The sequence below is a fragment of the Paraclostridium tenue genome (assembly GCF_039521565.1).
GTDB classification, from domain to species: Bacteria; Bacillota; Clostridia; order Peptostreptococcales; family Peptostreptococcaceae; genus Paraclostridium; species Paraclostridium tenue.
The window spans coordinates 20,558-32,205 of record NZ_BAAACP010000021.1; the positions used below are offsets into that span (position 1 = coordinate 20,558).

General features: G+C 26.6%; 10 protein-coding genes. 5 read left to right on the top strand and 5 right to left on the bottom strand.

From position 1 onward, the window contains the following. Window positions 1-14: 14 nt before the first annotated feature. Together ABFX13_RS12955 and ABFX13_RS12960 are read right to left on the bottom strand one after the other, a co-directional pair. Window positions 15-1,322, bottom strand: a complete 1,308-nt coding sequence (locus ABFX13_RS12955) for an ABC transporter substrate-binding protein (RefSeq protein WP_346046708.1) — start codon at window positions 1,320-1,322, stop codon at window positions 15-17. A gap of 43 nt (window positions 1,323-1,365) precedes the next feature. Beyond that, entirely contained in the window at window positions 1,366-3,135 is a 1,770-nt protein-coding gene (locus ABFX13_RS12960; protein WP_346046710.1) for a glycoside hydrolase family 35 protein, read from the bottom strand. A gap of 174 nt (window positions 3,136-3,309) precedes the next feature. On the opposite strand from ABFX13_RS12960, the gene ABFX13_RS12965 reads away from it, so the two are divergent. Continuing rightward, window positions 3,310-3,540, top strand: a complete 231-nt coding sequence (locus tag ABFX13_RS12965; protein WP_346046712.1) for a hypothetical protein — start codon at window positions 3,310-3,312, stop codon at window positions 3,538-3,540. A 60-nt stretch (window positions 3,541-3,600) separates the two neighbouring features. Continuing rightward, window positions 3,601-4,029 carry a DUF4829 domain-containing protein gene (locus tag ABFX13_RS12970; RefSeq protein WP_346046714.1) on the top strand — a complete coding sequence of 143 codons (429 nt, stop codon included), beginning with the start codon at window positions 3,601-3,603 and terminating at the stop codon, window positions 4,027-4,029. 129 nt (window positions 4,030-4,158) lie between these two features. On the opposite strand, the gene ABFX13_RS12975 is transcribed toward ABFX13_RS12970, so the two are convergent. Next, window positions 4,159-4,578, bottom strand: coding sequence for an HIT family protein (locus ABFX13_RS12975; protein WP_346046716.1), 420 nt, complete (start codon window positions 4,576-4,578; stop codon window positions 4,159-4,161). A gap of 201 nt (window positions 4,579-4,779) precedes the next feature. Between ABFX13_RS12975 and ABFX13_RS12980 the strand changes: the two genes are divergently transcribed. Then, window positions 4,780-5,097 carry a hypothetical protein gene (locus tag ABFX13_RS12980; protein WP_346046718.1) on the top strand — a complete coding sequence of 106 codons (318 nt, stop codon included), beginning with the start codon at window positions 4,780-4,782 and terminating at the stop codon, window positions 5,095-5,097. 260 nt (window positions 5,098-5,357) lie between these two features. On the opposite strand, the gene splB is transcribed toward ABFX13_RS12980, so the two are convergent. After that, a complete protein-coding gene (gene splB / locus ABFX13_RS12985) occupies window positions 5,358-6,380 on the bottom strand; it encodes a spore photoproduct lyase (protein WP_346046720.1) in 1,023 nt (340 codons plus the stop codon). Window positions 6,381-6,614: 234 nt separating this feature from the next. Here splB and ABFX13_RS12990 point away from each other — a divergent pair, with 234 nt between their 5' ends. Beyond that, window positions 6,615-7,283, top strand: coding sequence for a VanZ family protein (locus tag ABFX13_RS12990; protein ID WP_346046722.1), 669 nt, complete (start codon window positions 6,615-6,617; stop codon window positions 7,281-7,283). Between the two features lie 476 nt (window positions 7,284-7,759). Continuing rightward, a complete protein-coding gene (locus tag ABFX13_RS12995) occupies window positions 7,760-9,532 on the top strand; it encodes an S-layer homology domain-containing protein (protein WP_346046725.1) in 1,773 nt (590 codons plus the stop codon). Window positions 9,533-9,745: 213 nt separating this feature from the next. Here the strand turns inward: ABFX13_RS12995 and ABFX13_RS13000 are convergent. Beyond that, window positions 9,746-11,648, bottom strand: a 1,903-nt coding sequence (locus tag ABFX13_RS13000) for an IdeS/Mac family cysteine endopeptidase (RefSeq protein ID WP_346046727.1), incomplete at its 5' end; no start/stop codon positions are given.

Genomic DNA, 11,648 nt, shown 5'->3' on the forward strand with positions numbered 1-11,648 from the left:
CAACCCTTTATTTATTATTTACCTTTATTTTCTTTATCTAAAACTTCTTGCATACCTTTTTGAGTATTTTTAATCATATCATCAAAAGATTGTTTATCTTGAACATATGAACTTATATTATCAACTATAATCTTATCCCATTTAGCTGTATCTATACTATTTGGAAGTGGCATTGCGTCTTTTGCAACGTCATATACTACACTTACATCAAGACCAGTTTTTTCTTTCATTACATCACCATATAAGTCTTGAACATTTTTATGAGATTGAGAAACTAGAGCTAATTCTGTATAAGTTTTCATAGATTCTTCACTAGACATATAGTTTATAAATTTAAATGCTTCATCTGGGTGTTTAGAGTTAGCAGATATAACATTTCCAACACCATGTATTACAGATTTAGTTTTAACACCTTCTTTTATAGCAGGAACTGGATATATTTCAAAGTTTCCTGCAACTTGAGCTTGCTCTTTATCTGAATATGTTAAAAGTGAATATGAACCTGCTTGGTAAGCTAGGGCTTTTTCTGATTTAAATAACGTACCTGCACCTGTTTCAACAGTTACATCAAATGGGCTGTGTAAGTCGCTTTTTACTAAATCAAGATAAGTTTTATATCCATTTTTAGTTTCTGGAGTATCTATTAAAGCTTTAGTCTTATCTTCAGTTATAATTTGTCCACCAGCTAAAGCTACACCATTAAATATTCCAAGTTGAGTATATTCTACTGTATTTGAAGTAAATGGATAAATATCTTTTGGTAACTTAGCTTTTGCACCTTCTAACCAAGTTATCATTTCTTGCCAATTCCAATCTTTCTTAGGTTTCTCTATATCGTATTTTTCCATCATTTTTGTATTTAATAAAAGTACAGTATCATCCCAGAAACTTGGCATTGCATATTGTTTTCCATCAAAATTATATATTCCTGTTATACTTTCTAGGTATTGGCTCATGTCAATTTTATTTTCTTTTATATAATCATCCATTCCTACAAGCATACCTGATTTTGCATATGTACCAAATCTTCTAGCATCTACCCAGAATATATCTGGAGCAGAACCACCAGCAGCAGCAGTTTCCATCTTAGTCCAATAATCACCATTTGAAATTATTTCTAATTGTATATCTACATTTGGATTTTCTTTTTCGTAGTTTTGTATTAAAGTTTCAACTGCTTTTTTATGAGTATTATCCCATATTGAATATCTTAGTGAAATTTTATCGCTATCCCCTGATGAACTACATCCCGTAAATGCAAATATTGATGTAATTAAAGTACTTGCTAAAATTGATTTTTTCATGAATTTTTTTAAAACCATTATAAATCTCCTTCCCAAAATAATAAATTAATATAAACTTAAATTATAAATAATTAGGTTTATCGTCTAAAGATATAGTTTCTTTGTATTTTCCTTCTGTTTCAAAGATAACTATTTTATTTAAGCCAGGTTTAATTAGCGGAGCAGGTATGTATAAATAATTAGTAGGACCTATATCCCAAAATCTTCCTAAGTTGAAGTTGTTTATAAACGCGACACCTTTTCCAAAGCCTTCTGTATTTAAGAATGTATCTCCAATTTCGTTTGCTTCAAATTCATATTCATAAAATGCTGGTGTGTTTTCTTTATAATATCCACTAAAATCAACCTTATCTATATTAGCAAGTTCTAAGCAGTAATGATTCCATCCCATATGAAGATGTATATCAATCATTACTCCACCTTTTATACCTTTTCTTTGAGTTGGTGAAAGTAAGTTAGGGCTATAATTTATTCTTCCAACGTTTTCAACTAAAATATCTAGTATATTGTCATCTTCTTTATCTAAAGATAGAGTTTGATTTTGGCTTACAAACTTTTCTTTGTATAAAGTAGAGTGATAATTTTCATTTATAAATACTTGAGCTCTATCATCCATTCCAACTAACTTAAATCTTTCTAAGTCATTTCTTTTACCAATATTAGAACGGTATAGTATATATCCGTAATTTTGGTCAAGAGCTTCCATATTTAAAGTTTCTTCGTTGTATATAGGTTTTGCAAGTTTGTCTAAAGTAGAGAATAGGCTAACTTTGTTTTTAAGTTTTATATCATTGTAAGAAACCTTGTTTATAACTGTACTAAACTTAACTTCAGGGATGTCAGTATAATTTTTAATTACTTCTTTAAATTTATAATATTTATCAGTAAACTCACCATGTTCATTTAACAAAGCATCGTAGTCGTAGTTTGTAGTTTGTGGACGTATTTCATCACGATAGCAACATCCATTATAAAATCCAAAGTTTGTTCCACCATGATACATATAAAAGTTAACATGACCCATATCAAGTATTTCTTTTAGTTCATGGGCAGCATCATCTGCATCTCTTCTTTTAAATTCATCTCCCCAGTTGCTAAACCAACCAAGCCAAAATTCCATACACATTAAAGGCCTTTTTATATTGTTTTGTTTTAAAAATTCTGAAAAATAACCAAATTGTTCTTTTGTACGAGAGCCAAAGTTTACTGTTGGTAAAATGTCTTCATCTAGTATAGTTCCTGCTTCTAGAACTTCTCTCCAAGCACCATCAGATGTAAATAATGGAACTTCACATCCATATTTAATCATCATATTTTTTAAGTTTTTTAAATAAGTTTTGTTATTACCAAAGGAGCCGTATTCATTTTCAATTTGCATCATTATGACAGGTCCACCTTGAGTTGATTGTAACGGATAGATAATTTTAAATAATTCTTTGTAGTATTTGTCGACAGCATTTAAGAAAATTTCGCAGTTACTTCTAACGCGAATATTAGGATGTTTTAAAAGCCATGCTGGAAGTCCACCAAATTCCCATTCTGCACAGATATATGGGCTAGGTCTTAAAATTACATAAAGTCCAAGATCTTGTGCTAGTTTAGTAAATTTTGCTATGTCTTTTGCACCTTCAAATTCAAAGACACCTTCTTTTACTTCGTGGAAGTTCCACGGTATGTAAGTTTCTACTGTGTTACATCCAAGGGCTTTTAGTTTTTCAAGTCTATCAGCCCAGTATTCAGGTACTACTCTAAAGTAGTGTAGAGCACCTGATATTATTTTTACCTTTTCATCATTTAGGTAAAAATCTTCACGAATGTCTAGTTTATACAATTTTTCATCCCCCATTTTTGTATTTTTATAGAGCTTTAATGGTTTTTATTCTTTGTATATAGTTAAAATTCCTCCTTTTTTTTGAATTTTCTTTAAATTATATGCTTTTATAATTTATAATTATTGTAGGGCATTCTTAAAAATCTAATTTATAAATGAAATGGGGTAGAGAATATGAAAGAAAAAACTTTAAAAATAAGTATATTTGTATTAAGTTTTATTTGCTTAATAATATCTCTTAAACTATTTTGGAATTTAGCAATTTATGTTGATGAGTTTAATACGTCTCCTGATGTAGTACTTGGGGGTGAATTTTGGCTTTCTATGAATTGGTTAAGATTATTTCTTTCGGGAGGAATATGTTTTTTATCGGGAATAAGTTTGTTTAATGATAAGTTTGTTTAAAAGGGGAGTTTAGATTCACACAAAGACCAAAGTACAGTCTTTAAAGGGAGGGAACTGTTTATGAAAAAATTTATTATATCATTGTGTTTAATTTTATCAATATTTTCATTAGTTGCTTGTAATCAAGAGAAAATATCTAAGGACATTAAAATTGATATTAGTAAATCTACTAAATTTTCCAAAGCTGAGATAAATGAGGCTATAGATTGTGTCAAAAATAATTTTAGTTTTCCAGCATCTACTTTAACAAAGATATGGTATGACGAAGAAAAATCTAATTATTTAGTTGATGTTTATTTAAAAAATGGACAAGGCTCAGTAAATGGTGTTAGTTCAGAAAATGTTATTATTCTATTATCAAATTTTGATGTTGATGGTTCTGGTGATAATCCTGTTCTAGAGTCAAATTCCACATATACAGATTGTCAATGGGTATTGATAAGAGATAATAAAAAAAGCAATTGGGAAATTGATGATTGTGGCTATTAAAAACTAGATTTCTTATACTGTAAAATAGCAAAAATAAAGTTGTCTTATAAGGCAACTTTATTTTATGTATCGAATTAACAATTTAATTTAATAGAGTTTAAAATTAAAATAAATAAGTTAATTATTTTTCTATTTTATAGATTTTAATTGGGATTGGAGCTTTTCTTTTACATTTTCAAGGTTTTCAGGGTTTGTAAGTTCTTTGCAGGTCCATCCGAATTGGTCGTTTTTATATCTTGGAAATATATGCATATGAAAGTGTCCAAAATCAGTAAAGATTCCTCCATTTTGCATCATGGTGTAGCCATCACAGTTGTAAACTTTGTTTAGTGTTTTTGTGATTTTTTTAGATAATTGCATAATTTTAAGTAGTATTTTATCATCTATTTCATCTATGTTATGATAATGATTTTTAGGTACTATCAGTACATGTCCTTCATTTATTGGATCTATGTCTAAAAAACAACATATTAGTTCATCTTCATATATAATGTTTGAAGGGGTTTCTTTATTTATTATTTTACAAAATACACAAGTGTTAGTTTTCATAGTTTATATCTCCTTTTATTTGATGTAATTATGTTTAAAATAAGTTTTAATGTTTATTTAAAATTAGAGGTTAAATTTTAAAATCCTTTATTTTATGAATCATTTAAATTTTAGTCCATAAATTATAGATTTTAGTCCAAATTTAAAAGATTAATTTATATATTTGATATAATGTGAATTATATTAAGGGAGGAAATATAAATGGATATTTTAGGAATTTTAACAGGGCTTTGGATTATATATTCTGGACAAAGATTAAGTAAGACTAAGAATATAAATGAATTAGGATGGGATCCTGAAAGAAATATAAAAGATAAAGATGGATATATAAAATTATTTTCTAAGATGTATTTTATTAATGGAATAACTTTAATTATTTTGAGTAGCTTTTTAATTCTGGATGAATTGTTTTTTAATATATCTTTTAGAACCTTAGTGATAATATGTATAATAATATGTGTGTTTCTTTTTATAGAAGGATTTGTAATTAATAAGAAAAAACGAAAATTTTTATATTAGTATTATTACAAAGTTATATCCAAATTTACTTTAAAGGCTAATTTTTAATTAAGTATATATTGAATTTTAAACTATGGGGTACATATTATGAAAAAGACGTGTACTTAATATAAAAATGAGTTGATAGAATTCTTTATTTGAAAAGAAGGGGTTTAAAATAAAAATTAAAATATTAATAAAGATATTAATAGAAAAAAGAGTAATAAATTTAGTGAGAAATCATTTAAATTATTACTCTTTTTATTTTAAATTAATAATTATTAAATTACATACTTTATAATACTATTAGGAAATACATTTTTTATTTCCAAAAGGAAAAAATCTTTCATTTGGGCTAATTGTTCTTTAGTATAGACATACTTTCCATATCCAAATTGACCATATTTAAATTTTCTATCTTCATCTTCCATAGGTAAAGTAGTTTCAGGGAATATTTCAAGTATTCTATTTTTTGCCTTAGTTGTGTATCTATGGGATATAACTTCAAATATAATTTGTTCATTAAAGTCTTTAGGTAGTTTCTCTTTTATACTTTTAATCAACTCTCTATACTCATCCTGCCAATTTTCATAAAGAAATACTGGTGCTATTATAAAACCTATTTTATATCCAGCTTGTGAAAGCTTAATTGCAGCTTCAATTCTTTTGTCAGCAGATGCTGTATGGTGTTCATGAGTGGAGATTATTCTAGGTGTATTTATACTAAATCTAATTTCAGTATGATTATTGTGATTTAAATCTAGTAAGCTATCTACATCATTATATTTAGTTACAAATCTAAATCTTCCTTTTTCCTCTTTACCGAAAAATTCTATAGTTTGTTTTAGAGAATTAGTATAAGGTTCAAGTGGAACAGGGTCTGATGTTGCTGCACCTTCAAATATAGTTATAGCTGGCAACCTTTCATCTATATATTGTTTTGCTTTTTTTAAAATATCATCTGTGTTGACAAATACTTTTACAAATGGTTTGTCACCTAATTGCGTATTTAAGTAACAATACTCACATCTTCCCATACATCCACTAACTAATGGTAATTGATAGTTTGCTGATGGTTTACATGTTTGAAATTTTAAACCTTTACGAAATCCCACAACTAATGTTTCTTTTCCAGACCTATATTGTTCATATAAATTATTTCCAGGGATATTACTTTTAATTTTATTAGAACTAGTATTTATAATTTCAATATTTGGATTGTTTTTTACTTTGTTATAAATATTTTTACCTATATCTGTGTCTAATGTTCCTTTTTCAAATATAACTCTTTTAGGCTTAAACATTATTTTACCTCTCATTATAATATATTTTTAATTAAGTTATTTTTATTGTTTGTTGATTTATAGTTTTGATACAATTTTTAATTAAAAATATTATAAATCAAACTATTTATAATAATATTCTCAAATAGAATCTAGAGATTTTTAGAAAAAGTAAGAAAATCTTAAGATTTATAAAGCTAAAACAATGCTATTATCATAGTAGAAAACAAATTAAATTTTGAGAGGAGATAATTTATGATTATATCGATTATTTATCCACTTCTTTGTGTAATCATACCTTGTTTAATATATCAAATAATAGCTATAAAACCGGGAAATTTAAAAGAAAAAACATATTTAACATCACATTTAATATGGGTCTATATTTTCTTAATTTATATTTACTTAGCATTTAGTGTAGCTGGAATTGGTAGTGTATGGGATATAGGGCAATATGGTGAAATTATTAGAATAGAAGAAATAAATTTAATACCATTTAACTCAGAGGGTATTAGGACGTATATTTTAAATATTATTATGTTTATGCCTTTAGGATTTTTACTTCCTTTGATTTGGGAAAAGTTTAGAAATACTGTTAAAGTATTTTATACTGGATTAGGTTTTTCATTAGCAATTGAGATTTGTCAATTATTCAACCATAGAGCTACAGATATTGATGACTTAATGATGAACTCTTTAGGTGCTATTTTGGGATATTTCATATGGGTATGTGTAAGTAATTTATTTAATAGTATAAGTGAAAAATATGTTTTTCTATCTAAAAATGAAGATAATAATAAAAATGAAACTAACATTAATACAAATAAAATGACTGTTTCTATATCTAAAAACGAGGCTATTATATATATTACATTAGCTGTTTTAGGAGAGTTTTTCTTGTATAACTGGATGCTTGTTTCCTAATAAAACAAATATATTAAATTAATTAGTTTTTAAAATTTTATATATTATTTATAATTAAAATTAATGTCCTTAGAATCAATGAATGATTTTAAGGACATTTTTAATAATATTTTAGACAAAATTCACATTTTACTCCCTAATATGCTAATCTTAGTCCAATTTTCACTTTTATTTTGATTTGAATGTTAAGATAATTCTATATATTTAAACTTATGAAATAAAAAAATATATAAATTAATTAAAGTATAGGATGCATTATATTAATTATCATATATAGTAATTTTTTATTAGTTTAAATACTTAAAACTTTTAGTTAGATATCAAACTATGATTTAAATAAAAAATAAATTTCAAAAAAATATTTATTTTGATTTTTAAAAATTATCTATTTTTTATGAATAAACTGACGATTTTCTACAAAATATGATATAATAATACAGAACGTGACGAACAAAATTTTATTTATGGAGGTTTTTATGAAAAAAAACTTGATAAGTACAGTAGCTTTAGGAATGATTCTTTCAACTACATTAAGTGTACATGCAGACAATAAAGTAAACGATATTAATGGGCATTGGGCTCATAAAGAGATTTCTCAATTTATACAAAATTCATATGCTAATGGATATGAAGATAATACATTTAGACCAGACAATCAAATTACAAGAGCGGAGTTTGTAAAATTAGTTAACAAGTATTTTGGATTTGAAGATAAAGGTATTTCAAATTTTAAAGATATAAACCAAAAAAATTGGTATTACAACGATGTTTGTATAGCAATTAAAGCAGGATACATAAATGGATATGAAGATAATACATTTAGACCGAATAACCTTATTACTAGAGAAGAAGCAGCTAAAATAATCGTTAGTATAAAAAATCAACAAGATGATACATATGACAAATTAAATACTTTCCCAGATAAACATCTAGTTTCTAATTGGGCAAAACCTTACATAGAAGGGGCTATAGAAAATGGATATTTAAAAGGTGATAATTTAAAAAATCTTCGTCCTACAAGTCGTATAACAAGAGCTGAATCAGTTACTTTATTATCTAGAATAGAAAATAAGGTTGTTGCTAATCCGGTTTTAGATAATGAAGATGTCGTTAAACCAGTTGTAAAAGAACAAGATAACAATGAACTTGTTCAGCCTAAGATAGATAATAAGGATGAATATCCTGTTTTAAATTACCACTTAGTAAGTTATCACTTATTAAAGGGTGAGGTTTGGAATAGTAAGGATAGGATAAATGCTAATGCTTTTGATAAAAATCATAAACCACTTGAAGTTCATTATGAAGGGAATGTAGATACTAATTCTCCAGGATATTATACAGTAAAGGTATCAGCTACAGATGATGAAGGTAGAACTACTACTAAAGAAGCTTATGTTTATATTGAAGATCCTTCACATGCAAAAAATAGACATCTTTATCCTCAAATAATATCTAGGGATTTAGTGATAAAAAAAGGTAGTAATTTTGATTATAAAATGTTAGACGCATCTTCATCTGATGTAGATGGAAATGATATATCTAATACTATAACTTATAAAGGAAATGTTGATACAAGCAAAGAAGGTAGATACCCGGTATTTATAAGTGCAAAAGATAGCAAAGGATTAGTATCTACACTTTTAGTTCTTGTATATGTAGATGATAATGAATATCCAGTTAATCCAGATAATGAACATCCGATTAATCCTGATGATACTTTAGAGCCACCGTATGCAAAAGATAAAAATTATAATGGAAAGCCATTTATATTTATACCTGAGGTTGAATTTAACATAGCAAGAGGTTCCGATTGGGATAATACTAACTTAGATGAAGTATTAAAAGCTGATGCTTTTGATAAAAACGGGAAACAATTAAAAGTTGAGTATGTTGGATATGTAGATACTAATGTACCAGGAAAGTATATAATAACAGCTATGGCTACAGATTCCGAAGGAAGACATTCTGAAAATGAAGTTGTTGTTTTTGTTAGAAGTTCTATTAATAGAGAACTTTTACCATCAATAGAATATTCATCTAAAGATATATTTTTAAAGCTAGGAGATAAATTTGACTATAAAATGTTAGGAGCTACTGCTAAAGATTTATTAGGAAATGATATTTCTAGTTCTATAGAATACTCATCAAAAGTTGATGTAAATAGACCTGGAAGATATCCAGTGGTAATAACTGCAACAGATAGTTATGGAAATTCTAACTCTGATGTAGTTGTTGTATATGTACAATAATTTATATATTAAATTAATTATTTATTTTATAAAATATTTATAGTAAAATTAAAGCCCCTAGAATTTAAATAAGTAAATTCTAAGGGCTTTTTATATACTGATTTAAGAATTTTAAAATTTTATAAAAGTTAAAAGGTTTTATTTTTACTAGTAGCCTTGATAAAGAAAGGCTATGATTTTATATTCATAGACTAATAAGTATATTTGAAAATATTAATTTTTTGAATTTATAGATTTAAAGTAATCTTCCCAAATTGTTTTACCTGTATCAAGTGTATATAAATCTAGAACTCGAGATCCTATACTTCCGTTAGGCGTAACTTTATTAGTTAATCTAACTTTTCCAGTATTGGACTCTTTAACTGTATTCATGTATATCATACCATAAGCATTTTTACTTTTACTATCAATTAATAAGTCTCCATCATTTGAATCTGTGACAAATACTCCAAGAATATTACCATTTGGGTCAAATTTAGCTCCCCATAAAGATACTATATGACTAGCTCCGCCACTTCCAAATGTTTCGTAAGATATTCCAATACCCTTATTTTGTGGTAGAGTATTTAACAAATAGTAATTTAAATCTGAAAAGTATGAACATCTTATCTGATCTATTATACTACTATGATCATTAAATACATCAGAGAAAAATCCACCACGAGTATCAGTTTTATTTAAATCAAATTTACAATTTAAATCATGACCATTTAAGAACCAAAATAGAGCTTTATCAGGATATATACCTGTGCTATTTGAAACTTTAAAGCATTGTGTAATATATCTAAATATATAATCCGGATTTTTTCTAAAGTTAGAAATAGTTGCATTTTGAGAAATTCCAAATTTTTTATTGATACACGTTGAATTTTCTCCATGTAAATCTAAATATCTATTTATGTAATCAGAATTTTGATCCATCCACCAATTTAACATATTTGATGCTGCGGCTCCAGAACAAAATAACACATCTCCATCATGAGTTTTATTGGCATCATACCAACCCATTCCGGGTTTATATGGAGCAACAGGGATTTTATATCCAAGTTCATTTACTATAGTATACTCATTATCATTTGGGGGAGTGACCCCTTTTGAAAAAATATCGTAACTTTCTATTGTTCCATTATTATCTTTATGCACTTTAATATTGCTTGTTTTATTATCCAATATTTTTTGTAGCATAAATTTATTTATTGATTCAACAATTACTTTAACTTCTAGACTGGTAGTTGTTCCTTTTTCATCTTTAACAGTTAAAACTATAGGATATTCACCAGCTCTAGAGATATTTACCTTTCCTGAATAAACTATATAATTGGATATGTTTCTTCCTTCTGCATCTTTAGCCTTAGCATTTAACATACTATATTTGAATAGATCACCTTGTTTTATTGTTAACTTTTCCTTTGCAGTTATAACTGGAGATTCATTTTTAATTTCTTTTTTAAGCTCCGGTTTTGATTTTACTACTACAGTTACTTTTTTGATAGTTGTTAATCCCTGACTATCCTTTGCAGTGATAGTTATAGTGTAGTCTCCAGCTAAATCAGTATTAACCTTTCCTTCATACTGAACATCTAAGTTTTTATCTTCTTTATCAGAAACTTTAACATTTAACATAGATGTATCAAATTTTTGACCAACCTCAAGTGTTAATTTTTCATTTGAAGTTATAACAGGAGGTTTATTTTTAATTTCAGGATTTTCTTTTGCTACTCTTGATAATACTGTTATTGATTCTGCTCTAGTTATATTATTTGTAGGATTGAGAAATCCCAAATCATTACCTTTTAAATATCCTTGTTCTATAGCTCCTTCAATATATGGTTTAGCCCAATTGGAAACTTTATTTTTATCAGGATATTTATTTAATTTATCATAGTTTAAATCTTGTTGATTTTTTATACGTATAAGTATTTTAGCAACTTCTTCTCGAGTTATTGTTTTATTAGGCTTAAATGTTTTATCTTCATATCCATTTATATAACCAGCTTTGCTAGCTATGCAGATATCGTTATAGTACCAATCATTTGTATTTATATCAGAGAATTTTATATCTTCTTTGTTATTAAATCCAAAGTATTTGTTTACTAACTTTACAAATTCTGCTCTT

What these genes read in the sequence shown, in the direction of transcription:
- ABFX13_RS12975 (WP_346046716.1), bottom strand. Translation starts at nt 4,578, where the DNA reads ATGAAAACTAACACTTGTGTATTTTGTAAAATAATAAATAAAGAAACC.
- ABFX13_RS12970 (WP_346046714.1), top strand. Translation starts at nt 3,601, where the DNA reads ATGAAAAAATTTATTATATCATTGTGTTTAATTTTATCAATATTTTCA.
- ABFX13_RS12990 (WP_346046722.1), top strand. Translation starts at nt 6,615, where the DNA reads ATGATTATATCGATTATTTATCCACTTCTTTGTGTAATCATACCTTGT.
- ABFX13_RS12965 (WP_346046712.1), top strand. Translation starts at nt 3,310, where the DNA reads ATGAAAGAAAAAACTTTAAAAATAAGTATATTTGTATTAAGTTTTATT.
- ABFX13_RS12955 (WP_346046708.1), bottom strand. Translation starts at nt 1,322, where the DNA reads ATGGTTTTAAAAAAATTCATGAAAAAATCAATTTTAGCAAGTACTTTA.
- splB (WP_346046720.1), bottom strand. Translation starts at nt 6,380, where the DNA reads ATGTTTAAGCCTAAAAGAGTTATATTTGAAAAAGGAACATTAGACACA.
- ABFX13_RS12995 (WP_346046725.1), top strand. Translation starts at nt 7,760, where the DNA reads ATGAAAAAAAACTTGATAAGTACAGTAGCTTTAGGAATGATTCTTTCA.
- ABFX13_RS12980 (WP_346046718.1), top strand. Translation starts at nt 4,780, where the DNA reads ATGGATATTTTAGGAATTTTAACAGGGCTTTGGATTATATATTCTGGA.